The organism is Geodermatophilus sp. SYSU D00779 (assembly GCF_054050595.1).
Genome location: NZ_JBJGZQ010000046.1, coordinates 1 through 22682 on the forward strand (window position 1 = coordinate 1; position 22682 = coordinate 22682).

Here is a 22682-nt window from a genome sequence, read left to right on the forward strand (position 1 = left end):
GCCCCCGGGCCCCCCCCCCCCCCGGCCCCCCCCCCCCCCCCCGCCCCCCGCCCCCCCCCCCCCCCCCCCCCCCCCCCCCCCCCCCCCCCCCCGGCGACGGCGGGACGGCGAGGTCCATCGGCGGGATCGGGAAGCCGCCCTCGGCGCGGCTGGGAGCGGTGCGGTCGGCCGGGCGGCGGCGCGGCCCGGCAGGGGGCAGCACCTCCGGTTCGGCCTCGGTCGGGTGGATCGAGCCGGCCGCGGCCTTGGTCGCCGCGATGCGGGTGGCCCGGTTGCTGGCCCGGCTGGCGACGAGCAGCACGGCGATGACCAGCAGCGCGATCGGGACGCCGACGAACAGCGCCACCTGGCCGGTGGAGAGGTCGGCCTCGCGGGCGATGGTGCGCATGGTGGCCACGGCGAGGATCCAGACCAGCGCGGTGGGGACCAGCACCTTCCAGCCGAAGCGCATGAACTGGTCGTAGCGCAGCCGGGGCAGCGTGCCGCGCAGCCAGATGAAGACGAACAGCGCGGCGACGACCTTGAGGAAGAACCACAGCAGCGGCCACCAGCCGGAGTTGGCGCCGTCCCAGATCGAGATCGGCCACGGCGCCCGCCAGCCGCCGAGGAACAGCGTCGCGGCCAGCGCCGAGACGGTGACCATGTTGATGTACTCGGCGAGGAAGAACAGCGCGAACTTCAGCGACGAGTACTCGGTGTGGAAGCCGCCGACCAGCTCGCTCTCGGCCTCGGGCAGGTCGAACGGCGCCCGGTTGGTCTCCCCGACCACCGCGATGACGTAGATGACGAAGGAGACCGGGAGCAGGACGGCGAACCAGCCCGGACCGGTGAACGTCAGGCCGAAGAAGGAGACCTGGTTGCCGTCGGCCTGCGCGGCGACGATCTCCGAGGTCGACATCGAGCCGGCGTAGAGGAACACCGCGACGATCGACAGCCCCATCGCGATCTCGTAGCTGACCATCTGCGCGGCGCTGCGCAGCCCGCCCAGCAGCGGGTAGGTCGAGCCCGACGCCCAGCCGGCCAGCACGATGCCGTAGACGCCCATCGCCGAGCAGGCCAGCACGACCAGCACGCCGATGGGGGCGTCGGTGAGCTGCAGGGGGGTCTGCTGGCCGAAGATGCTGACCACCGGCCCCAGCGGGATGACCGAGAAGGCCAGGAACGCCGGGATGGTGGCGATGACCGGGGCCAGGAAGTAGACCGGCTTGTCCGCGAGCGCCGGCATGATGTCTTCCTTGAACGCCAGCTTCAGCCCGTCGGCGAGGCTCTGCAGGTAGCCGCGGGGGCCGACCCGGTTGGGGCCGATGCGCTGCTGCATCCGCGCGACGACCTTGCGCTCGAAGACGATGGCGAACAGCGTCAGCAGGACCAGGACGACGAAGACGCCGACGATCTTGATGAGGACGATCCACCAGACGTCGGTGCCGAAGTCCGCGAGGGTCGGCTGGTCGGCGGCGGCCGCGATGGTCACGCCACACCTCCCGTCGGGGTGGCCGGGGTGGGTGGTGATGCGGTCGTCAGGCGGACGACGCCGCCGGGCGGGGTGCCCAGCCGGGTGCGCAGCTCGCTGCCCGGTGAGCGCATCGGCAGCCAGACCACCTGGTCGGGCATCTCGGTGACGAGCACCGGCAGGGTGACCTCCCCCATCGCGCCGCAGACGGTCACCCGGTCGCCGTCGGCCAGGCCCAGCCGGCGCGCGGCCTCCTCGCCGAGGCGGGCGACCGGCGGGCGGGCGGTGCCGGCGAGCTCGGGCTCGTCGCGCTGCAGCGTCCCGACGTCCAGCAGCTGCCGCCACGAGGCGAGCACCGCCTGGTCCTCGGCGAGCTCCGGGTCACCGGGCGGGACGACGTCCAGGCCGGTGACGCGCGGGCGCTCGGCGACGACCCCGAGGGCGGCGAGCTCGGCGCGGGCGACCTCGGGCGCGGGCAGCCGCAGGTCGACGTCCAGCTCGTCGGCCAGGCCCTGGAGCACGCGGCCGTCGGGCAGCTGGCCGGTGCCGTGCAGCGTGGTGTCGAACGGGCGCAGCCGGCCCTCCCAGTCCAGGTAGGCGCCGGCCTTCTCCGAGGCGGCGGCCACCGGCAGGACGACGTCGGCGTGCTCGGTGACCGCGCTGGGCAGCATCTCGAGGCTGACCACGAAGTCGGCGTCGGCCAGCGCGGCCTCGGCCAGGCGCGGGTCGGGCAGGTCGGCCGGGTCGACCCCGCCGACCAGCAGCCCCCTCAGCTGCCCGTGCGTGACGGCGGTGAGGATCCCGTTCGTGTCGCGGCCGGGGGTGGCCGGCAGCTCGGTGACGCCCCAGGCGGCGGCGACCTGCGCCCGGGCGCCGGCGTCGGTGACCGGGCGGCCGCCGGGTAGCAGCGCCGGCAGCGCGCCGGCCTCGACCGCACCCCGCTCCCCGGCCCGCCGCGGCACCCAGGCCACCCGGGCGCCGGTGGCGCGGGCCAGCGCGACCACGGCGGAGAACGCGCCCGGGGACTCGGCCAGGCGCTCGCCGGCGAGCACGACCGCGCCGGGCTGCCGCAGCGCCTCGACCGCCGGGCCGCCCCAGGTGCCCTCGGCGAGGGCGGCCAGCGAGCGGGCCTCCGCGCCGGGCCGGGTGGCCAGCACGGTGGCCTGCAGCTTCTCGGCGGCGGTGGTCGGGAACGGGGCGAGGTCGTAGACGGCCAGCCGGTTCTTGCGCACCGCCCGGCGCAGCCGCAGGAAGACGATCGGCGACTCCTCCTCCGGCTCGAGGCCGGCGAGCAGCACCGCGGGTGCGCTGGTCAGGTCGTCGTAGGTGACCGCTCCGTTGGCCGGACCGGTGCCCGCGACGTGCGCCATGAGGAACGCCAGCTCCTCCGCCGAGTGGGCGCGGGCGCGGGCGTCGACGTCGTTGGTGCCCAGCGCCACCCGGGCGAACTTGGCGTAGGCGTAGGCGTCCTCGACGGTCAGCCGGCCGCCGGGCAGCACCCCGACCCCGCCGGCGTCGCGGGCGGCGCGCAGCCCCTCGGCCGCCGCCGCCCACGCCTCCGGCCAGGACGCCGGCTGCAGCACGCCGTCCCGCCGGACCAGCGGCGTGGTGAGCCGGTCGTTGGCGGTGGCGTAGCGGAAGGCCCAGCGGCCCTTGTCGCAGTTCCACTCCTCGTTGACCGCGGGGTCCTCCCCCGCCAGCCGCCGCACGACCTTGCCGCGTCGGTAGTCGGTGCGCTGCGCGCACCCGGAGGCGCAGTGCTCGCAGACGCTGGGCTCGCTGCGCAGGTCGAACGGCCGGGCGCGGAAGCGGTACTGCGCGCTGGTCAGCGCGCCGACCGGGCAGATCTGCGTGGTGTTGCCCGAGAAGTAGGAGGAGAACGGCTCGTCCTCGTAGATGGCGACCTGCTCGAGGGCGCCGCGCTCGAACAGCTCGATGAACGGGTCGCCGGCGACCTGCTGGGAGAACCGGGTGCACCGGGCGCACAGCACGCAGCGCTCCCGGTCGAGCAGCACCTCGCTGCTGATCGGCAGCGGCTTGGGGTAGGTGCGCTTGACGTCGACGAACCGGCTCTCGGCGCGGCCGTTGCTCATCGCCTGGTTCTGCAGCGGGCACTCGCCGCCCTTGTCGCAGACCGGGCAGTCCAGCGGGTGGTTGATCAGCAGCAGCTCCATCGTGCCCTGCTGCGCCTTGTCCGCGACCGGGCTGGTGAGCTGGGTCTTCACCACCATCCCGTCGGTGACCGGCATGGTGCAGGAGGCCACCGGCTTGCGCTGGCCCTCCACCTCGACCAGGCACTGGCGGCACGCGCCGACCGGCTCGAGCAGCGGGTGGTCGCAGAACCGCGGGATCTGCACGCCGATCATCTCCGCGGCCCGGATGATCAGCGTCCCCTTGGGCACCGCGACGTCGAAGCCGTCGATGGTGCAGTGGACGGCGTCCGGCGGGGTGTGCGGGCCCGGCGCGCCGGGCGGGACCGCGGCCGCGGGGGTCGGGTTGGTGAGTGTCACGAGGCGACTCCGACGGGCTCGAGCCGGAGGCTGCGGCCCAGGCGGCCCTGTTCCTCCGGGGGCAGCAGCGCGACGTAGTCGTCGCGGAAGTACTTCAGCGAGCTGCTGATGCAGCTGGTCGCGCCGTCACCCAGGGCGCAGAACGAGCGGCCCAGGATGTTGTCGCAGGTGTCGGTGAGCAGGTCCAGGTCGGCCGCCGTCCCCCGGCCGTCGACCAGCCGCTGCAGGATCTGCACCAGCCAGTAGGTCCCCTCGCGGCACGGGGTGCACTTGCCGCAGCTCTCGTGCGCGTAGAACTCGGTGAACCGCAGGGTCGCCTCGACGATCGAGTCGGTCTCGTCGAAGACCATGAGCGCGGTGGTGCCGAGCATCGAGCCCGCGGCGGCGACCGAGTCGAAGTCCAGCGGGACGTCGAGGTGCTCGGGGGTGAAGTACGGCGTCGACGAGCCGCCCGGCGTCCAGAACTTCAGCTGGTGCCCGGGGCGGACGCCGCCGGCCATCTCCAGCAGCTCGCGCATCGTCGTCCCCATGGGGGCCTCGTACTGGCCCGGGCGGACGACGCGGCCCGACAGCGAGTAGATCTTCGGCCCGGGCGACTTCTCCGGCCCGAACTCCTTGAACCAGTCCGACCCGCCGCGGACGACGAACGGCACGCTGGCCAGCGTCTCGACGTTGTTGATCACCGTCGGGGCGCCGTAGAGGCCGGCGACGGCCGGGAACGGCGGCTTGAGGCGCGGCTGCCCGCGGTAGCCCTCGAGCGAGTCGAGCAGCGCGGTCTCCTCTCCGCAGATGTAGGCGCCGGCGCCCGCGTGCACGACCAGCTCCAGGTCGTAGCCCGAACCCAGGATGTCGCGGCCCAGGTAGCCGGCCTCGTAGGCCTCGCGGACGGCGTTGACCAGCCGCCGGTGGGCGTGCACCGCCTCGCCGCGGACGTAGATGACCGCCAGGTGCGAGCGGATCGCGTACGCGGAGATGACCACGCCCTCCACCAGGGAGTGCGGGTCGGCCATCATCAGCGGCAGGTCCTTGCAGGTGCCCGGCTCGCCCTCGTCGGCGTTGACCACGAGGTACTTGGGCATCGCGGCCGGCCCGGTGGGCGTCTCGCCCGGCTTGGGCTGGGGGATGAAGCTCCACTTCATGCCGGTCGGGAAGCCGGCGCCGCCGCGACCGCGCAGCCCTGAGTCCTTGACCAGGCCGACCAGTTCCTCGGGGGTCATGGACAGCGCGGTGCGCAGGGCGGTGTAGCCGTCGAGCCGCTCGTAGGTCGACAACCGCCAGGACTGCGGCTCGGCCCAGCGGGAGGTCAGCACGGGTGCGAGGGGCATGTCAGGCCTTCCCGTCGGCTCGGGGTGGGTTCGGGCTGGGCGGGGAGGGCGGGGTCGTACCGGTGGCGGGTTCGGCCGCGGGCGGGGTGTCGGTGCCGGCCCGTTGCCGCCCGCGCGGCTGGCCGTACTCGGCTCCCCTGTCCGGGTGGGCCTGCGCGGCGCCGGCCCGCTCGGCCGGGGTGTCGGCCGCGGCGACGCGGGCGTCGGCGGCCTCGGCCTCCGGGGTCTCGCCGGTGCGGCCGGAGGGCCGTGTCGTCTCGCGCGGCTCGGTCCCCGCCGGCTCGGCCTCGTCGGCCGGCGGGCGGCCCGGCATCGGCGGGGCGGACTCGCCGCGCTCGGCGGCCAGCCGCAGCCCGGCCAGCGTCGGGCCGATCGAGCCCTCGGCGTCGATCGCCGCCGCGCGGGCGTCCTCGGCGCCGTACTGGTCGAAGCCGGCCAGCTGTCGGGAGACCCCGCGGAAGTCGGTCAGCGGGGCACCGCGGGTGGGGTGCGGCTTCTCCCCGCGGCGCAGCGCGGCGACCAGCGCGCGGGCGCTCTCGACGTCCTGCTGGTCGTAGAACTCGTAGTCGACGGTGACCACCGGCGCGTAGTCGCAGGCGGCCAGGCACTCGGCGTGCTCGAGGGTGACCGAGCCGTCGGCGGCCGTCTCGTCGTGGTGGACGCCGAGGTCGGCGCTGAGGGCGTCGAAGATCCGCTGCCCGCCCAGCACGCTGCACAGCGTGTTGGTGCAGACGCTGACCAGGTGCCGGCCGGTGGGACGGCGCTTGTACATCGTGTAGAAGGTCGCGACCGCACCGACCTCGGCCTTGGTCAGGCCGAGCTCCTCGGCGCACAGGGCCACGCCCTCGGGCGAGACGTAGCCCTGGTGGCTCTGGACCAGGTGCAGCATCGGCAGCAGCGCCGAGCGCGGCTGCGGGTAGCGGGCGATGATCTCCCGCGCCTCCAGCCGGACCTGCTCGGTCAGCGGCGGCAGGTCCGCGGTGGCCGGCTCGACCGGGCTGGAGTCCAGCCCGGTGACCGCCGTCCCCTCGGCCGATCCCGGAAGTGCGCTCATCAGCGGTCGACTCCCCCCATGACCGGGTCGAGCGAGGCGATCGCGGCGATGACGTCGGCGATCATGCCGCCCTCGCTCATCGCCGCCGTGGCCTGCAGGTTGACGAAACTGGGGTCGCGCACGTGCACCCGCCACGGTCGGGTGCCGCCGTCGCTGACCACGTGGTAGCCGAGCTCGCCGCGCGGGGACTCGATGGGCAGGTAGACCTGACCGGCCGGCACCCGGAAGCCCTCGGTGACCAGCTTGAAGTGGTGGATCAGGGCCTCCATCGACTGCCCCATGATGTGCTCGACGTGCTCCGGGGAGTTGCCCATGCCGTCGGGCCCGAGGGAGAGCTGCGCGGGCCAGGCGATCTTCTTGTCCTCGACCATGACCGGCCCGGGCTCCAGCCGGTCCAGCGCCTGCTCGACGATCTTCAGCGACTCGTTGATCTCGGCCATGCGGACCAGGTAGCGGCCCCACGCGTCGCAGGTGTCGGCGGTCGGCACCTCGAAGTCGTAGGTCTCGTAGCCCAGGTAGGGCTCGACCTTGCGCAGGTCCCACGGCAACCCGGCGGCGCGCAGCACCGGCCCGGTGACGCCGAGCGCCACGCAGCCGGTCACGTCGAGGTAGCCGGCGTCCTTGAGCCGGGCCTGCCAGATCGGCTGCCCGGTGAGCAGCTTGTGGAAGTCGGCCACCCGGGCCGGCATGACCTCGAGGAACTCCCGGATGTGCTCGACCGCGCCGGGCGGCAGGTCCTGCGCCAGGCCGCCGGGACGGATGTAGGCGTGGTTCATCCGCAGGCCGGTGATCTCCTCGAGCAGGTCGAGGACCATCTCGCGCTCGCGGAAGCCGTTGGTCATCCCGGTGAGCGCGCCCATCTCCATGCCGAAGGTGGCCAGGGCGACCAGGTGCGAGGCGATCCGGTTGAGCTCCATGACCAGGACGCGGATCGTCCGCGCCCGCTGCGGCGCCTCGACGCCGAGCAGCTTCTCGACCGCCATGGAGTAGCCGGCCTCGTTGAAGAGCGGGGACAGGTAGTCCATCCGCGTCACGAAGGTCGTGCCCTGGACCCAGTTGCGGTACTCGGTGTTCTTCTCGATCCCGGTGTGCAGGTAGCCGATGACCACCCGCGCCTTGGTGACCGTCTCACCCTCGAGGTCGAGCACGAGCCGCAGGACGCCGTGGGTGGAGGGGTGCTGCGGGCCCATGTTCACGACGAGGCGTTCCTCGCCGTAGGCCTCGGTGCCGAGCGTCTGGTCCCAGTCGCCACCGGTGACGGTGTAGACCCGGCCCTCGGTCGTCTCCCGGGAGCCGGCGTAGGGGTCGGTCGGGTTGTACGTGGTGCTCATCGTGTGCGCCTCACCGGTAGGTCCGCCGCGTGTCCGGCGGCGGGATCGTGGCGTCGTGGTACTCGACCGGCACGCCGCCGAGCGGGTAGTCCTTGCGCTGGGGGTGGCCGTCCCAGTCATCGGGCATGAGGATCCGGGTCAGCGCCGGGTGGCCGTCGAAGACGACGCCGAACATGTCCCAGGTCTCCCGCTCGTGCCAGTCCGCCGTCGGGTAGACCGACGTGACCGACGGGACGTGCGGGTCCTCGGCGGTGACCGCGACCTCCAGCCGGATCCGCCGTCGGTAGGTCATCGAGGTCAGGTGGAGGACGACGTGCAGCCGCGGCCGGCCGGGCCCGGCCGCCGGGCCGCCGCTGTCGAGGTAGTCGACGCCGGAGACGCTGCTGCACAGCTCGAAGCGCAGCGCCTCGTCGTCCCGCAGGGCCCGCACCAGGGTGAGCAGGTGCTCGCGGGCGACGAAGTAGGTGATCTCGCCGCGGTCGACCAGCACCCGCTGCACCGCGGCGTCGTAGGTCGCCTGCCCGACCGCCTCGATCAGCGCGTCGGTGACCTCGTCGAAGTACCCGCCGTAGGGCCGGTCGGTGGAGTGCAGCGCGACCGCGCCGCCGGGCTCGACGCGGACCAGGCCGCCGAAGCCGGAGGTGTCGCCGCTGCCGCTGACGCCGAACGCGCCCTTGCGGAAGCCGCCCGAGGGCGCGACCGCCCCCTGGCCGGCGTCCGTGCCGCTGCGATCGCCCGGGCCGGTCACCGGTTCCCCCGCACGTACGGCTCCGGCAGCAGCACCGCGTTCCCGCCCCGCTGCTCGATGGCGAACTGGCCGGTGCGCCGCTCGGCCGCCGCCCGCTCGTAGGCCGCGCGCTTCTCCCGGTCCGCGCGCACCGACGACGGCATCTCGACGTGGAGCTCCGGCGCCCGGCCCTCGGCCCGCGCCTGCTCCAGCTCGCGGGCCCGCCGCGGCCCGAGCGGCTCGTTCATGATCTTGTGGTGCAGCTTGAGGATCGCGTCGGTGAGCATCTCCGGCCGCGGCGGGCAGCCGGGCAGGTACATGTCCACCGGGACGACGTGGTCGACGCCCTGCACGATCGCGTAGTTGTTGAACATCCCGCCGGAGCTGGCGCACACGCCCATCGCCAGCACCCAGCGCGGCTCGGGCATCTGGTCGTAGATCTGGCGCAGGACCGGGGCCATCTTCTGGCTGACCCGGCCGGCCACGATCATCAGGTCGGCCTGCCGCGGCGAGGCCCGGAAGACCTCCATGCCGAAGCGCGCCAGGTCGTAGCGGCCTGCCCCGGTGGCCATCATCTCGATCGCGCAGCAGGCCAGCCCGAAGGTGGCCGGCCACAGCGAGGACTTGCGGGTCCAGTTGACCAGCTTCTCCACCGTGGTCAGCAGGACGCCGCTCGGCAGCTTCTCCTCGAGTCCCATGCGAGGCCTCTCAGTCCCAGTCCAGGCCGCCGCGTCGCCACACGTAGACGTAGGCGATGAACACGGTGCCGATGAAGACGACCATCTCGACCAGCCCGAAGACGCCCAGCGCGTCGTTGGCGACGGCCCACGGGTAGAGGAAGACGATCTCGATGTCGAAGACGATGAAGATCATCGCCGTCAGGTAGTACTTGACCGGGAAGCGGCCGCCGGTCAGCGGCTGGTCCACCGGTTCGATGCCGCACTCGTAGGCGGCCAGCTTGGCCCGGTTGTGGCGGCGGGGGCCCATGAACGGAGCGACCGTCACGGAGAACAGCGCGAAGGCCGCGGCCAGCGCGAACAGGCCGACGATCGGGACGTACTGCGAGAGCACCAGCGCCTACCTCTCGTCGTGGGTCGGGTCGGGGGCGGTCACGTCAGACCGCCGGGGCCAGGCGGGTGAGGACGGCGACGGCGCGGTCGAACCGGTCGCCGTCCCGGCCGTCGGAGAGGTTGCCCATCAGCCGCAGCGCCCGGGCCACCAGCGCGGGCCGCTTGAGCCCGTGCGCGGTCGCGAAGCGGACCAGGTCCGGGCGGGCCAGCAGCGCGAGGAAGCCGGTGCCCAGCCGGTGGTGCCGCCCGTACTCCTCGCGCAGCCGCTCGGGGTACCGGCGCAGCGCGGCCTCGCGAGCCGGGCCCTCCGGCGCGGCCAGGCCCTCGACGGCGGCCTCCGCGGCCATCCGCCCGGTCTCCAGCGCGTAGCTGATGCCCTCGCCGTTGAACGGGTTGACCGTGCCGGCGGCGTCGCCGGCCAGGAGCAGCCCCCGGGTGTAGGCCGGCCCGCGGTGCAGGGCCATCGGCAGGCCGGCGCCGCGCAGCGGGGTGACCGCGTGCTCCTCGCCGAGCTGCCACTCCGCCGGCAGGGTGGCCAGCCACTCGCGCAGCACCGCCCGCGGCTCGGCGCCGGTGCCCCGGCGGGTGTCGAGCAGGCCGAAGCCGACGTTGCTGGTGCCGTCGCCCATGCCGAAGGCCCACCCGTAGCCGGGCATCGAGTCCGGACTCGGCCCGGCGGGCGAGAGGTCGAAGGAGACGTCCAGGTAGTCGTCGTGCGTGCGCGGGGACGTCACGTACCGGCGGACGGCGACGCCGAGCGGCCGGTCCTCCCGCCGGAGCAGGCCCAGGGCCTTGGCCAGCCGGCCGGAGAGGCCCTCGGCGGAGACCACCAGCGGCGCACGCCAGGCCGTCGGCGCGCGGTCCGGCCCCTCCTCGGCGTGCACCCCGGCCACCCGGCCGGCGTCGTCGAGCAGCGGGCCGGTGACCGTGACCTCCTGCACCAGCCGGGCGCCGGCCGCGACCGCGTGCGCGGCGAGCCCGGCGTCGAGGTCGCGGCGGCTGCGGACCAGGCTGTGGCCGGGCCAGCGTTCCAGCGTCGGCCAGTCGACCTCGACCACCTGGCCGCCGCCGGTGACCCGCAGCCCCTTGTGGCGGACCCAGCCGGTGGTGTCGACGCCCATGTCGTCGAGCGCCCTGACCGCGCGCGGGGTCAGCCCGTCGCCGCAGACCTTCTCGCGGGGCAGCCGGGCCTTCTCCAGGACGACGACGTCCAGGCCGGCGCTGGCGAGGTGCCACGCGGCCGAGGAACCCGCCGGACCGGCACCGACGACGACCACGTCGGCCCGCCGGTCGCCGTCGTCCACCTCGGTCCCCTCCGTTCGAGTTCCCCGGCCACTTTGTGAATTGCTTCACAAGGTGGCCCGGTCCCCACTCTAGGCCGGGGTGTGACCTTGGTGACAAGTGGGCACCAGGGATCGGTGCGTCACAGTTCCGTCTCGCCCCGTCCGCCCCGCGCGGGAGCGGCGCTCAGGCGAGCGGCTTGCGCCCGCGGTGCAGCGCCACGATGCCCCCGGTGAGGTCGCGCCAGGCGACGTCGGACCAGCCGGCGGCCTGCAGCCGGGCGGCGAGCGCCGGCTGGTCGGGCCAGGCCCGGATCGACTCGGCCAGGTAGACGTAGGCCTCCGGGTTGCTGCTGACCGCGCGGGCGATCCGCGGCAGCGCGCGCATCAGGTACTCGGTGTAGACGGTGCGGAACGGCGCCCAGGTGGGGCTGGAGAACTCGCAGACCACCAGCGTCCCGCCCGGGCGGGTGACCCGGGCGAACTCGCGCAGTGCGGCGTCGGGGTCGGCGACGTTGCGCAGGCCGAAGGAGATGACCACGCCGTCGACGCTCTCGTCGGCCAGCGGCAGCGCCATGGCGTCACCGGCCACCTTGGGCACCGGCCGGGCCGCGCCCGCACGCAGCATGCCCTGGGAGAAGTCGCAGGCGATGGCGTGCACGCCGCCGGTCGCCAGCTCGACCGTCGACACCGCCGTCCCGGCGGCGACGTCGAGCACGGTCTGCCCCGGACGTGCGCCGAGCGCCTGGCGGGTGGCCCGGCGCCAGGAGGCGTCGAGGCCGCCGGAGAGCACCGTGTTGGTGAGGTCGTAGCGCGCCGCGACCCGGTCGAACATGGCCGCGACGTCGGCCGGCTGCTTGTCCAGACCGGCCCGCGACCCCGCGGTGTGTGCGCTGTCTCGCCGATCTGCCACGACGGGCGACGCTACCGGCTGCCTACCCTGGAGCCGTGACCGTGGCAGCCGTGACCACCCCGGATGCGGTCACGCCCGTCGTCACCACGACCCCGCTGCTCGAGTCCCCCGCCCTGCTCGACCTGCTGCCGGCCGCGGGCGCGGTGTCCTGGGTGCGCCGCGCGGAGGGCCTGGTCGGCTGGGGCGAGGCGGCCCGGCTGGAGGTCACCGGTCCCCGGGCCCTGGCCGAGGCGGCCGAGTGGTGGGAGACCCTCAGCGCCGGGCTCGACGTCGACGACCGGGCGGAGGTGCCGGGCTCCGGACCCGTCCTGTTCGCCAGCATCGCCTTCGACCCGGCCGCCGGGACGTCGGTGTTCGTCGTCCCGGAGGTCGTCGTCGGCCGGCGGGAGGGCGCCGCCTGGGTGACCACGATCGGTGACGCCGACCCCGCCGACGTGCTGGCCACCGCGCCCGCGACCGCCCCGGCGCCGCTGGGCCGGCTGCGCTACGCCGACGGCGCGCTCGACCCGGCCTCGTGGTGCGCGACCGTGGCCGCGGCCGTGGCGCGCATCGGAGCCGGGGAGCTGGCCAAGGTGGTGCTGGCGCGCGACCTGCTGGTCACCGCCGACGCCCCGCTGGACCCGCGTGCACTGCTCGCCCGGCTGGCCGCCCGCTTCCCCGACTGCTGGACCTTCGCCGTCGACGGCCTGCTCGGCGCCACGCCGGAGCTGCTGCTGCGCCGGACCGGGCGCGAGCTGTCCTCCCGCGTCCTGGCCGGGACCGCACCCCGCGGTGCCGGTGCCGACGACCAGCGGCTGGCCGCGGGCCTGCTCGCCTCGGCCAAGGACCGCGCCGAGCACGCCCTCGCCGTCGACTCGCTGGTCCGGGCGCTGGAGCCGTACTGCACGACGCTGACCGCGCCGGAGGAGCCGCAGCTGCTGACGCTGGCCAACGTGCGCCACCTGGCCACCGACGTCACCGGCGTCCAGCGCCGCGGCGGCGCGCGCGGCCGTGCCGGGCTGCTCGAGCTGGTCGGTGCGGTGCACCCGACCGCCGCCGTCTGCGGCACGCCGACCGACGCCGCGGCCGCGCTGATCGGCGAGCTGGAGGGCATGGACCGCGGCCGCTACGCCGGTCCGCTGGGCTGGGTCGACGCCCGCGGGGACGGCGAGTTCGGCCTGGCGCTGCGCTGCGCCCAGCTGGCCGCCGACGACCCGGCCACGGCGCGGCTGTTCGCCGGCTGCGGCATCGTGGCCGGGTCCGACCCGGCCGCGGAGCTGGCCGAGACCCAGGCGAAGTTCGCCGCCTTCCAGGCCGCTCTGGAGAGCTGACGCGGGTCAGCGGCGGGCGAGCTCCTCGACCACGCGACGGACCAGCTCGTGCGGCAACGGGTCACGGTGCGGCAGGCGCATCGTGTCCTCGGCGCCCCGGTACGGGGCCACGGCCGCCTCCAGCTCGGGGTCGGACAGCTGCTGCGGCAGCGGGTGGAGCGCCACGTGCCGCGTCCAGACCGCGACCTGGACCAGCGACCGGCCGTCGACGGTGAACGTCGGCACCCCGTACCGGACGGTCTGGTCGGCGCCCGGCACGGCCGCCGCCACCGCCTGACGCACCTGCTCGACCCGCTCGCGGACGTCGCGCGGCAGGCCGGCCAGGTACTCGTCGACCGGTGCCTGCACCGCCATCAGCCGGCCGCCGCGGCCGGCTCGGTGCCGCCCCGGGCGGGGACGTGGAGGACGAACGCGCGGACGGCGACCAGCTCCCCCGGCGTCGTGGGCCGCAGGAGGTGCCGCCCGGGCTCCGGGAGCCCGGCAGGAGCCTGCTGCAGCGACGTCACGGGGGCGACGCTAACTGCCCTCCGGAGGGATCGCGAACGAGTTGCGACACGGCCGCGGTCCGGCCCCGCGTGCGGCCGTTCCCCGGATCGCGAGGTAGACGTCCCGGACCGTCCGCGGGAGCAGCGACGAGCGGAGCCCGGAGCCTGGCCACCGACACGTCCGACCGCGCCCGTGTCCCGACCGCAGCCAGGGCACCCCCTCACGCGTGGTCGAGCGCCTCGGCGGCGGCCGCCCGCAGCGCCCCCGCCAGCTCCGCCTCGGCGCGCTGGTCGGTGCGGACGACGACCACCCGCGGCCCACCCACCGCGACGGCGTCGGCCAGTTCCGCCGACGTCGACACCCGCACGGCCGGCCAGCCCAGGGCCTCGGCCACCGCCACCAGGTCGCGGCCGTGCGGCGTGCCGAACACCCGCCGGTAGCCGGCCTCGTACCGCGGCTGCCCGGGCTCGAGCTGGGCGAAGATCCCGCCGCCGTCGTTGTCCGGGACGACGAGGGTGAGGTCCGGCCGCGGCTCCCCCTCCCCGACGAGCAGCCCCTGGAGGTCGTGCAGGAGGGTGAGGTCGCCGAGCAGCGCGAACGCCCGGCCGCCGTGCACGCGGGCCGCCCCCACCGCGGTGGAGACCGTGCCGTCGATGCCGGCGACGCCGCGGTTGGCCAGCACGGTGAGCCCCGCCCGCGGGACGGCCAGCCGGTCGACGTCGCGCACCGGCGTCGACGAGCCGAGCACCAGCAGCGCGCCGTCGGGCAGGGCGGCGACCAGGTCGCGGGCGAGCAGCCCGGCGGTCAGCGCGGGCAGCGCGTCGAGCACGCCGTCGACCGCCGTCCCCACCCGGTCGGCCGCGGCGCACCAGGCCGCTCGCCACGCCGGGTCGGCGGTCACCGGGGCCCCGCCCGGGGACGCGCCGGGTGCCGGCAGGCCGCCCACCCACGTCGTCGAGCGACCCGCGTCCGCCCAGCGCGGGGAGGTCCCCACCGTCTCCACCCGCACGGCGGGGTCGGCCAGCAACCGCGACACCGGCCGGGACAGCGTCGGCCGTCCGACGACCAGCACCCGCTCGGGTCGGTGCTCGGCCAGCCAGCCGGGCACCCCGAGCAGCAGCGCACCGCCGCGCACGGACGCCGGCCACGCGCCGCTGGACGGCTCGGCGACCACCGGCCAGCCCCGCGCCGCGGCCAGCTCCGCGGCGGCACGGCCCAGCTCGGGCACCGTGTCCCCGACGACGACGAGCGTGCGGGCGGGCCCGGCGTCCGGGGGCCGCACGACGGCTGCGACCGAGCCGCCGGTCCAGGGCGCACCGTCCGGCCGGCCGGACCACGGGCCGACGGCCCGCACGTCGGCGTCCTCGGGCAGCAGCGGCTCGCGGAACGGCAGGTTGAGCTGCACCGGCCCGGGGTCGGCGGAGAGCGCACCGCGCGCGGTCAGCAACGCCTTGGCCACCAGCGAGCGCCAGTAGCGGTTCTGCGCCTCCTCGCGGCCGGCCTCGGGCACGCCGACGTCGACCGCCGCCCGCACCGCGCCGCCGTAGAGCCCGGGCTGGGCGATGGTCTGGTTGGCGCCGGTGTCGCGCAGCTCCGGCGGCCGGTCAGCGGTCAGCGCCAGCAGCGGCACCCCGGCGGCGTCGGCCTCCAGCACGGCGGCGTGCAGGTGCGCGGTCGCCGTCCCGGACGTGGTCAGCACCGGCACCGGCCGCCCGGAGGCCTTGGCCAGGCCGAGGGCGAGGAAGGCCGCCGTCCGCTCGTCGATGCGCACGTGCAGGGTCAGCCGGCCGTCGCGCTCGGCGTCGGCGAGGGCCAGCGCGACCGGCGCCGAGCGGGAGCCGGGCGCCACCACGGCGTCGGTGACCCCGCCGCGGACCAGCTCGTCGACCAGCACCCGGGCGAGGGCGGTGGAGGGGTTCACCCGCGCACCGCGTCCAGCCGGGCACGCCAGCGCGCCTCGACCTCCGGGCCCGCGGCGACCTCGGCCAGCCGGTCGGGCGTCACGGGCCGCACCGGGAGCGCGCCGTCCACCGGCAGCAGCGGGTCGCTGGTGACGTCGCCGTCGAGGAGCGCCACGGTGGCCAGCCCGCAGGCGAACGGCAGGTCGGGCAGCGCGGCGGCCAGCGCCACCCCGGCCGCGATGCCGACCGAGGACTCCAGCGCCGAGGACACCACGCACGGCAGGCCGTGCGCCCCGGCCACCTCGAGCGCCGCCCGCACCCCGCCGAGCGGCTGCACCTTGAGGACGACGACGTCGCACACCCCGCGCAGGTCCACGCGCAGCGGGTCGGCCGAGCGGCGGACGACCTCGTCGGCGGCGATCCGCACGTCGACCCGCCGGCGCAGCGCGGCCAGCTCCTCGAGCGACGCGCACGGCTGCTCGACGTACTCCAGGCCCACCCGGTCCAGCTCGCGGATGCGCGCGGCCGCGGTGTCGACGTCCCAGGCGGCGTTCGCATCGACCCGGATCGCGCCGTCCGGGCCGAGGGCGTCACGCACCGCCTCGACCCGGGCGAGGTCGTCGGCGGGCGTCTGGCCCGGCTCGGCGACCTTCACCTTCGCCGTCCGGCAGCCCGAGCCGGTCGCGATCGCGTGCGCCCGCTCCGGCCCGACGGCCGGCACCGTGACGTTCACCGGCACGGCGTCGCGCACCGGGGCCGGCCAGCCGTCGCAGGCCGCCTCGACCGCCGCGGCCCACCAGCGGCGGCTCTCGGGGACGTCGTAGTCCCAGAACGGGGAGAACTCACCCCAGCCTGCGGGGCCCCGCACCAGCACGCCGTCGCGGACGTCGATGCCGCGGAAGCGGGTCCGCATCGGCACCGACCAGACCCGCGCCCCGTCGGTGTCGATCACGTCAGCAAGCGTAGTTCGGGCGCGCAGTAGCCTCGGACCTCGTGCCCAGGCACCTGACCTCCGTGCCCGCGCCGGCCGATCCCCTCGCGCTCGTGCCGCAGGTGCGCGCCGCCCTGGACGGCACGGCGCCGCTCGCGGTGCTGCCCGCGGGTCCGCCGGCCGCCGTCGAGGCGGCCCGGGCGGTGCTGCGGCCCGAGCAGCCGCTGGAGGACGGCGCCGACCTCGTCGTCGTCACCTCCGGTTCGACCGGCGGCGGCCGCGGCGTGCTGCTGCCGGCCGGTGCGGTGCGCGCCTCGGCCGAGGCCACGCTGCACCGGCTCGGTGGTCCCGGTGCCTGGTTGCTCGCGCTGCCCGTCTCGGCGATCGCCGGCCTGCAGGTGCTCTGCCGCTCCGTCCTCGGCGGCACCGCACCGACCGTGCTCGGCTCGGGAGAGCCGCTGGCCGCCGCCGTCGCCCGCATGCCGGCCGGCCGGCGCTGCACCTCGCTGGTGCCCACCCAGCTGCGCCGGTACCTCGACGCCGAGCCCGCCGCGCTGCGCGCCTTCGACGCGGTCCTGGTCGGCGGTGCGGCCACCGACGCGGCCCTGCTCGCCCGGGCCCGTGACGAGGACGTCGCCGTGGTGACCACCTACGGGATGACCGAGACCGCCGGCGGCTGCGTGTACGACGGCGAGCCGCTGGACGGGGTGCGGGTGCGGGTGACCGACGGCGGGATCGAGCTCGCCGGCCCGGTGCTGGCGACCGGCTACCGGCTCGATCCTCAGGGCACCGCCGCCGCCTTCGCCGGCGGCTGGTTCCGCACCCGCGACGCCGGGACGCTCGACGGAGCCGGCCGGCTGACCGTGCACGGCCGGCTGGACGACGTCGTCGTCACCGGCGGGGTCAACGTCGCCCCGCAGGCGGTGGAGGGCGTGCTGCGCCAGCACCCGGACGTCGTCGACGCCGTCGTCTTCGGCCGGCCGGACGACGAGTGGGGCCAGCGGGTGGTGGCCGCCGTCGTCCCGGCGCCCGGCGCGACGCCTGACCTCGCGGCGCTGCGCCCGTGGGTGGCCGAGCGGCTGGGCGGACCCGCCGCGCCGCGCGAGCTGCACCGCATCGACGCCGTCCCGACCCTGCACACCGGCAAGCCGGACCGCCGCGGTGTCGCCGCCGCCGTGACCCACCGGAGGTCCTGAACCGTGGCCACCCCCGCGCAGTGGCTGGCCGGCGCCCGCCCCCGCACCCTGCCCGCCGCCCTCGCCCCGGTGCTCGTGGGCACCGGGGCCGCCGCGGCGCTCGACGGCTTCCGGCCCGTGCCGGCGCTGCTGGCCCTGCTGGTCGCCCTCGCGCTGCAGGTGGCGGTCAACTACGCCAACGACTACTCCGACGGCACCCGCGGCACCGACGCCGTCCGGGTCGGGCCGATGCGGCTGGTCGGCTCGGGCGCGGCGACCCCGCGGCAGGTGCTGGTCGCCGCGCTGGCCTCCTTCGCGATCGCGGGGCTGGCCGGGCTGGCGCTGGCGGCGCTGTCGAGCTGGTGGCTGGTCGCGGTGGGCGCGGTCTGCATCGCGGCCGCCTGGACCTACACCGGCGGCCCGCTCCCCTACGGCTACCGGGCGCTGGGCGAGGTCTTCGTCTTCGTCTTCTTCGGCCTGGTGGCCGTCGTGGGGACGACGTTCGCCCAGACCGGCTCGGTCGACGGGCTGGCCGTCGCCGCCGCGGTGCCGATCGGCCTGCTGTCGGTGGCGCTGCTGGTCGTGAACAACCTGCGCGACATCGAGGGCGACGCCGCCGTCGGCAAACGCACGCTGGCCGTGCTGCTCGGCGACCGCGGCACCCGGGTCGCGTTCGCGCTGCTGCCCGCGGTGGCGTTCGCCGTCGTCGTCGCCATCGGGGTCGCCCGGCCCTGGGCGCTGCTGGCGCTGCTCGCCGTCCCGCTGGCGGTGCCGCCCGTGCGCACCGTGCTCTCGGGTGGGCGCGGCCCGGCGCTGATCGCCGCGCTGCAGGGCACCGGCCTGCTCACGCTGGCCACCGGCGTGCTGCTGGGCGCCGGGCTCGCGCTCAGCGGCTGAAGGAGGACCCCGTCCTCCTCCCCGCTCGCCGGCTCGCGGCGAGCCTCCGGACGGGGCCGGCCGGGAGGGTCCTTCAGCCCTCGCCGGTGAGGCGGGCCTCCCGCGCGGCCCTGGCCTGCTGACGGGCGACGCTGCGCGCGGCCAGCCCCTCGGTCAGCCGCTCGCGCGAGGGCCGCAGCAGCAGGTACGAGACCGGCATCGACAGCAGCAGGCCGAACAGCGCGCCGGACCAGAAGTCCAGGCCCAGCACCCACAGCAGCAGCACGAGCGCGGCGGCGATGGCCAGCCGGCCCACGGTGTAGACGACCAGCCAGGGCGCGATCCTCGGCGGCGCCGCCGGCCCCCCGGTCGGTGCACCCGGCACCGCCGGCTCAGCCCTCTCCGCCATGGCGGCCCTCCCACTTGGTGCTCAACACGACCGTCGTCCGCGTGCGGGCGACGCCTCTGATCCGGTTCAACGCACTGATGGTGGCCTCCAGTGCCGGGATGTCGGTCACGCGGACCTTCAGCACGTAGCCCTCGCTGCCGGCCACCCGCCAGCAGTCCTCCACCTCGGGCAGCGTGGCCAGTCCGGCCTCGACGCCGGTGTCGTCGACCGAGTCGCTCTCGATCACGCTCACCAGCGCGGTGACGCCCAGCCCCACCGCCGCCGGCTCGACCACCGCCCGGTAGCCGGTGATGACGCCGGCGGTCTCCAGCTTGCCGACCCGCTCGTGCACCGCCGGCGAGGAGAGGCCCACCCGCCGGGCCAGCTCGGCGTAGCTCGCCCGGCCGTTGGCGCGCAGCAGGTCGATCAGCTGCTGGTCGACGGCGTCGATGGCGTCCTCCTCCTGCCGGGGCCGCACGGGTGCGCGTCCGAGTATCGCCCGCGCACGTACTGTGGAGGGGACTCGGGCTCGATCGACGAGGGGGGTGGGCCGCCATGGCCTTCGTGGTGGTGCTCGTGGTGGCGGTCGCCGTGGTGGTGCTGGTGCTGCGGGCGGCGGAGAAGGGTGGTCCCGGCCGGGTGCGTGCGCCCCGACCGCCGCGCCCGCAGCGCGCCGTCCGCCCGATCGCGCCGGACGACGACCCCGAGTTCCTGCGCGAGCTGGAGCGCCGCACCCGGCGCGACGACGGCTCCCCGGCGTAGCCGCCCGGACCCTCCGAGGCGCGCGTCTCGCGGCCCCTCCGCAGGGGCCCTGACCCCGTCCCTGGCCCCGCCCCGAGCTCGCGAGGGGTGGGGAGGACGGGGTCCTCCACCGAGTGGTGGGGGCAGAGGAGCCCTTCTTCAGGCGGCGCGGAAGAGGCGGCGCCACCCGCGGCGCCGCTGTGGCTCCTCGGCGGGCGGAGCGGCGACCACGGTCTCCTGGGTCATCCCGCCGGGCCAGCCCAGGCCCTCGTGCGTCGTCGGGTCGCCCGGCCAGCCCAGGCCGCTCTCGCTCTCCTCGGCGCGCAGGTCGCCGTGCCGGCCGGCCGGCACGTCCGCGGACCGCTGTGCGAGCGCGGCGGCCACCACGGGGTGCACCGCGGCCCCCTCGGAAGCAGAGTGCCTACCCACGGGGAGCTCCCCTCCGGCGCGACATGGGGGCATGGAAGCACGGCCGCACCCGCCACGTCACCGACACGCCGCCCAGCCGGGGGACCCCTGTCGCCTGGTGTGACGAGCGCGCCTCCGTCAGTCCAGCCCGCCGTAGCTGTGCAGGCCGGTCGACACCATGTTCACGTACAGCAGGTTGAAGACCATCACGCCCAGGCCGACGACGTTGACCCACGCCGCGGGGCGCCCCCGCCAGCCGGCCGTCGTCCGCGCGTGCAGGTAGCCGGCGTAGACCACCCAGGCGATGAACGCCCAGGTCTCCTTGGGGTCCCAGCCCCAGTACCGGCCCCAGGCGCTCTCGGCCCAGATGGCGCCGGCGATGACGGCGAAGGTCCAGATCGGGAAGCCGAAGACGGCGGTGCGGTGGGCGACGCGGTCCAGCGTGACCGCGCTCGGCAGCCGGGAGAGGAACGAGCCCTCGGCCTCGGCGCCGCGGGCGTCGGAGCGCAGCTTCAGCAGGTAGAGCACGCTGGCGATGCCGCTGACGAAGAAGATGCCGAAGCCGAGGATCGCCGTGGAGACGTGCACGGCCAGCCAGCTCGAGCGCAGCGCGGCGACCAGCGGCCCGGTCTCGGTGTAGAGGAACAGCCCGGTGGCCACGAGGGCGATGACGACCGGCGCGAGCACGAAGGCGCCGATGTCGCGGACGGCCGGCACCCGGACGGCCAGCACGAGGTGGACCACCACGCCGACCAGGACGACGGCGGTGGCGAACTCGTACATGTTGCCCCAGGGCAGCCGGTCGGCTGCCATCCCGCGGGTGACCAGCACGCCGGCGTGCACGACGGCGCCGACGGCGGTGACGGCGAGCCCGGCCAGCCCCCAGCGGTCGGTGCGCGCCGGCGGGGCGGGCGCCTCGGCCGGTGCCCCTCCCCCGGCGGGGACCAGCTGGCGCGCCGGACGGCGGCCGAACGCCAGCTGCGCCGAGAACGCCACGACGGCGACCGAGTAGAGCGCGACGGCGATCGAGAACAGGGTGTCCGACAGGTCGGCCAGCGACTGGTCAACGGTCACGCGGGGGGACCTCCGGTTCCGGTGCGGCCCCGCCGGACGGCGGGGCGGAGGGGGTCGGGGCGCGCTCGTCGAGCGCGGCCTGCAGCCGCCCGGTCAGCTCGGCGAAGGACGTGGCGCTCTCGCCGCCGCCCCGCGTCAGCGAACCGACCGAGAGCACGGTACCGCCGCCGTCGGGGGCGGGGCCGACGCGGGCGAAGAAGCGTTCCCGGCGCAGCAGGAGCAGCGCCAGCAGGCCGACCAGCAGGGCGATCGCCGCGCCGAGCACCCAGACCTGCCCGGGGTCGTGCGAGAACTGCAGCGCGGCGAACTGGTCGACGCCGGTGAAGGTGACCGCCGTTCCGTCGGGCAGGGTCAGCGTCTCGCCGACCGCCAGGTTGGCCCGGCCGACCTCGGTGAGCCGGCCGCGCTCGATCTGGCTCCGGTCGAGGGAGTAGACCGACTGGGGCAGGCCGGAGTCCAGGCCGAGGTAGCCCTGGTAGGCCAGGACCGCCACCTCCGGGTTGAGCGGCCGCGGGTCGATCGAGGTCAGGACGCCGCCCTGCATCAGCCCGGTGGGTGCGAAGAAGCCCTCGAGCGCCAGCTGGTCCTCGACACCGGCGCCGAGGTCGGGGAGCTTGAGCGCGCCCTCGCTGGACATCGTCGTCTGGTCCGAGGGCAGGAACGGCGCGGAGACGTCGGTGAACGCCGTCCCGTCGGGGAGGGTGACGGTGAACCGCGGCGCGTAGCCGTGCCCGGTCACGTACACGCGGTCGCCGTCGACCCGCAGGGGGTCGTTGACGCCGATCGTCGTCGCCTCGCCCTCCTCACCGGGCCCGCCGTAGCGGATGTCGGCGGTGTAGGAGGCCGCGGTCAGGTCCTCCTCGTACTCCGCGCGGAAGTCCTCGAGGTCGATGCAGAGCGGGGTGAGGTCCGCGCCGTCGACCAGCGCGCCGGAGGAGTAGGTGTCGTACTGCTGGAAGGAGTTGCAGAAGCCCTGGCCCTCGGTGACCAGGATGCTGCCCTCGTAGCCCCACAGCTTGCCCCCGGCCAGGCCGAGCAGCAGCGCCACGAGCGACAGGTGGAACAGGAGGTTGCCGGTCTCCTTCCAGGAGCCCTTCTCCGCGGAGAGCTCCGGGCCGGACGCCGCAGGACCCGGCGGAGTCGACACGGCCCCGTTCCGGCGGACGACGCGGAAGCGCCGCACCCGGAGCTCCTCCTCGACCACGTCGAGGGCGGCCGGGCCGGGCAGCGGGGTGGCCAGCTCCGCGGAGTCGGGCAGCCGTTGCAGCCGGCGCGGTGCCGGCGGCGGAGCGGCCCGCAGGGCGCGGACGTGCTCGCCCAGCCGGGGGACGACGCAGCCGATGAGCGAGACGAACAGCAGCAGGTACACCGCGGCGAACCACGGCGAGCTGAAGACGTCGAAGGCGTAGAGCCGGTCGAGCACCGGCGCCAGCGTCGGGTGGTCGGCGACGTACTGGCGGACGGCGTTCTGGTTCAGCGAGCGCTGCGGCAGCAGGGACCCGGGGATCGCCGCCAGCGCCAGCAGGAACAGCAGGACGATCGCCGTCCGCATGGCGGTGAGCCGGCGCCACCAGCGCAGCCACAGGCCCCCGACGCGGGCGCCGAGGGAGGGGCGGGCAGGGGGCTGCGGCGGGGGGGGGGGGGGGGGGGGGGGGGGGGGGGGGGGGGGGGGGGGGGGGGGGGGGGGGGGGGGGGGGGGGGGGGGGGGGGGGGGGGGCGGGGGGGGGGGGGG

Annotated in this window: 23 protein-coding genes; 4 read left to right on the forward strand and 19 right to left on the reverse strand. The window is 75.9% G+C overall.

Annotation, left to right across the window (positions count from 1 at the left end; all coding sequences use genetic code 11):
* The 10 genes from nuoH to ACI79G_RS23675 all read right to left on the reverse strand — a co-directional run.
* The coding region (nuoH, locus tag ACI79G_RS23630) for an NADH-quinone oxidoreductase subunit NuoH (RefSeq protein WP_456883473.1) at positions 1-1471 on the reverse strand (1471 nt) is incomplete at its 3' end.
* Complete coding sequence (locus ACI79G_RS23635; protein WP_456883474.1) at positions 1468-3960, reverse strand: NADH-quinone oxidoreductase subunit G; 2493 nt, start codon at positions 3958-3960, stop codon at positions 1468-1470. The genes nuoH and ACI79G_RS23635, both read right to left, overlap by 4 nt.
* On the reverse strand, positions 3957-5285 hold the full coding sequence (gene nuoF / locus ACI79G_RS23640) for an NADH-quinone oxidoreductase subunit NuoF (protein WP_456883475.1): 1329 nt from the start codon (positions 5283-5285) through the stop codon (positions 3957-3959). The genes ACI79G_RS23635 and nuoF overlap by 4 nt, the downstream gene beginning before the upstream one ends.
* A gap of 1 nt (position 5286) precedes the next feature.
* The gene (gene nuoE, locus ACI79G_RS23645; protein WP_456883476.1) at positions 5287-6339 is read right to left on the reverse strand and encodes an NADH-quinone oxidoreductase subunit NuoE; all 1053 of its coding nucleotides are present in this window, start codon (positions 6337-6339) and stop codon (positions 5287-5289) included.
* On the reverse strand, positions 6339-7670 hold the full coding sequence (locus tag ACI79G_RS23650) for an NADH-quinone oxidoreductase subunit D (RefSeq protein ID WP_456883477.1): 1332 nt from the start codon (positions 7668-7670) through the stop codon (positions 6339-6341). Before ACI79G_RS23650 ends, nuoE begins: the two co-directional genes overlap by 1 nt.
* A gap of 10 nt (positions 7671-7680) precedes the next feature.
* Positions 7681-8418, reverse strand: a complete 738-nt coding sequence (locus tag ACI79G_RS23655; protein ID WP_456883478.1) for an NADH-quinone oxidoreductase subunit C — start codon at positions 8416-8418, stop codon at positions 7681-7683.
* Positions 8415-9095 (reverse strand): NuoB/complex I 20 kDa subunit family protein, encoded by a 681-nt coding sequence (locus ACI79G_RS23660; RefSeq protein WP_456883479.1) that lies wholly within the window; start codon positions 9093-9095, stop codon positions 8415-8417. Before ACI79G_RS23660 ends, ACI79G_RS23655 begins: the two co-directional genes overlap by 4 nt.
* A 10-nt stretch (positions 9096-9105) precedes the next feature.
* Positions 9106-9468: an NADH-quinone oxidoreductase subunit A gene (locus ACI79G_RS23665; RefSeq protein ID WP_456883480.1), complete on the reverse strand. Its 363-nt coding sequence runs from the start codon at positions 9466-9468 to the stop codon at positions 9106-9108.
* Between the two features lie 43 nt (positions 9469-9511).
* Positions 9512-10771: a geranylgeranyl reductase family protein gene (locus ACI79G_RS23670; protein WP_456883481.1), complete on the reverse strand. Its 1260-nt coding sequence runs from the start codon at positions 10769-10771 to the stop codon at positions 9512-9514.
* Positions 10772-10934: 163 nt separating this feature from the next.
* Complete coding sequence (locus ACI79G_RS23675) at positions 10935-11660, reverse strand: demethylmenaquinone methyltransferase (RefSeq protein WP_456883482.1); 726 nt, start codon at positions 11658-11660, stop codon at positions 10935-10937.
* A 35-nt stretch (positions 11661-11695) separates the two neighbouring features.
* On the opposite strand from ACI79G_RS23675, the gene ACI79G_RS23680 reads away from it, so the two are divergent.
* Entirely contained in the window at positions 11696-12970 is a 1275-nt protein-coding gene (locus ACI79G_RS23680; protein ID WP_456883483.1) for an isochorismate synthase, read from the forward strand.
* Positions 12971-12976: 6 nt separating this feature from the next.
* On the opposite strand, the gene ACI79G_RS23685 is transcribed toward ACI79G_RS23680, so the two are convergent.
* The 4 genes from ACI79G_RS23685 to ACI79G_RS23700 form a co-directional block, all read right to left on the reverse strand.
* A complete protein-coding gene (locus ACI79G_RS23685; protein WP_456883484.1) occupies positions 12977-13324 on the reverse strand; it encodes an iron chaperone in 348 nt (115 codons plus the stop codon).
* Positions 13324-13476 (reverse strand): hypothetical protein, encoded by a 153-nt coding sequence (locus ACI79G_RS23690; protein WP_456883485.1) that lies wholly within the window; start codon positions 13474-13476, stop codon positions 13324-13326. The genes ACI79G_RS23685 and ACI79G_RS23690 overlap by 1 nt, the downstream gene beginning before the upstream one ends.
* Positions 13477-13676: 200 nt before the next feature.
* Positions 13677-15377: a 2-succinyl-5-enolpyruvyl-6-hydroxy-3-cyclohexene-1-carboxylic-acid synthase gene (gene menD / locus ACI79G_RS23695; RefSeq protein WP_456883486.1), complete on the reverse strand. Its 1701-nt coding sequence runs from the start codon at positions 15375-15377 to the stop codon at positions 13677-13679.
* Positions 15374-16309, reverse strand: coding sequence for an o-succinylbenzoate synthase (locus ACI79G_RS23700; protein WP_456883487.1), 936 nt, complete (start codon positions 16307-16309; stop codon positions 15374-15376). Before ACI79G_RS23700 ends, menD begins: the two co-directional genes overlap by 4 nt.
* 41 nt (positions 16310-16350) lie before the next feature.
* Between ACI79G_RS23700 and menE the strand changes: the two genes are divergently transcribed.
* On the forward strand, positions 16351-17484 hold the full coding sequence (menE, locus tag ACI79G_RS23705) for an o-succinylbenzoate--CoA ligase (protein ID WP_456883488.1): 1134 nt from the start codon (positions 16351-16353) through the stop codon (positions 17482-17484).
* 3 nt (positions 17485-17487) lie between these two features.
* Entirely contained in the window at positions 17488-18360 is an 873-nt protein-coding gene (locus tag ACI79G_RS23710) for a 1,4-dihydroxy-2-naphthoate polyprenyltransferase (protein WP_456883489.1), read from the forward strand.
* A gap of 73 nt (positions 18361-18433) precedes the next feature.
* Here the strand turns inward: ACI79G_RS23710 and ACI79G_RS23715 are convergent, their stop codons facing one another.
* Together ACI79G_RS23715 and ACI79G_RS23720 are read right to left on the reverse strand one after the other, a co-directional pair.
* Entirely contained in the window at positions 18434-18748 is a 315-nt protein-coding gene (locus tag ACI79G_RS23715; RefSeq protein WP_456883490.1) for a DUF4229 domain-containing protein, read from the reverse strand.
* Positions 18732-19205 (reverse strand): Lrp/AsnC family transcriptional regulator, encoded by a 474-nt coding sequence (locus ACI79G_RS23720; RefSeq protein WP_456883491.1) that lies wholly within the window; start codon positions 19203-19205, stop codon positions 18732-18734. The genes ACI79G_RS23715 and ACI79G_RS23720 overlap by 17 nt, the downstream gene beginning before the upstream one ends.
* A 77-nt stretch (positions 19206-19282) precedes the next feature.
* Here ACI79G_RS23720 and ACI79G_RS23725 point away from each other — a divergent pair, with 77 nt between their 5' ends.
* Entirely contained in the window at positions 19283-19489 is a 207-nt protein-coding gene (locus ACI79G_RS23725) for a hypothetical protein (RefSeq protein WP_091213534.1), read from the forward strand.
* A 138-nt stretch (positions 19490-19627) separates the two neighbouring features.
* On the opposite strand, the gene ACI79G_RS23730 is transcribed toward ACI79G_RS23725, so the two are convergent.
* From ACI79G_RS23730 to resB, 3 genes are all read right to left on the reverse strand, one after another.
* Entirely contained in the window at positions 19628-19864 is a 237-nt protein-coding gene (locus tag ACI79G_RS23730) for a hypothetical protein (protein WP_456883492.1), read from the reverse strand.
* Between the two features lie 150 nt (positions 19865-20014).
* Complete coding sequence (gene ccsB, locus ACI79G_RS23735) at positions 20015-20950, reverse strand: c-type cytochrome biogenesis protein CcsB (protein WP_456883493.1); 936 nt, start codon at positions 20948-20950, stop codon at positions 20015-20017.
* Positions 20940-22502: a cytochrome c biogenesis protein ResB gene (resB, locus tag ACI79G_RS23740; RefSeq protein WP_456883494.1), complete on the reverse strand. Its 1563-nt coding sequence runs from the start codon at positions 22500-22502 to the stop codon at positions 20940-20942. The genes ccsB and resB overlap by 11 nt, the downstream gene beginning before the upstream one ends.
* Positions 22503-22682 lie beyond the last annotated feature (180 nt).

Excerpts from the sequence above, each read along its gene's own strand:
- nuoF (WP_456883475.1), bottom strand. The coding sequence starts at position 5,285 with ATGCCCCTCGCACCCGTGCTGACCTCCCGCTGGGCCGAGCCGCAGTCC.
- nuoE (WP_456883476.1), bottom strand. The coding sequence starts at position 6,339 with ATGAGCGCACTTCCGGGATCGGCCGAGGGGACGGCGGTCACCGGGCTG.
- ACI79G_RS23650 (WP_456883477.1), bottom strand. The coding sequence starts at position 7,670 with ATGAGCACCACGTACAACCCGACCGACCCCTACGCCGGCTCCCGGGAG.
- ACI79G_RS23660 (WP_456883479.1), bottom strand. The coding sequence starts at position 9,095 with ATGGGACTCGAGGAGAAGCTGCCGAGCGGCGTCCTGCTGACCACGGTG.
- ACI79G_RS23685 (WP_456883484.1), bottom strand. The coding sequence starts at position 13,324 with ATGGCGGTGCAGGCACCGGTCGACGAGTACCTGGCCGGCCTGCCGCGC.
- ACI79G_RS23715 (WP_456883490.1), bottom strand. The coding sequence starts at position 18,748 with ATGGCGGAGAGGGCTGAGCCGGCGGTGCCGGGTGCACCGACCGGGGGG.
- ACI79G_RS23725 (WP_091213534.1), top strand. The coding sequence starts at position 19,283 with ATGGCCTTCGTGGTGGTGCTCGTGGTGGCGGTCGCCGTGGTGGTGCTG.
- resB (WP_456883494.1), bottom strand. The coding sequence starts at position 22,502 with ATGCGGACGGCGATCGTCCTGCTGTTCCTGCTGGCGCTGGCGGCGATC.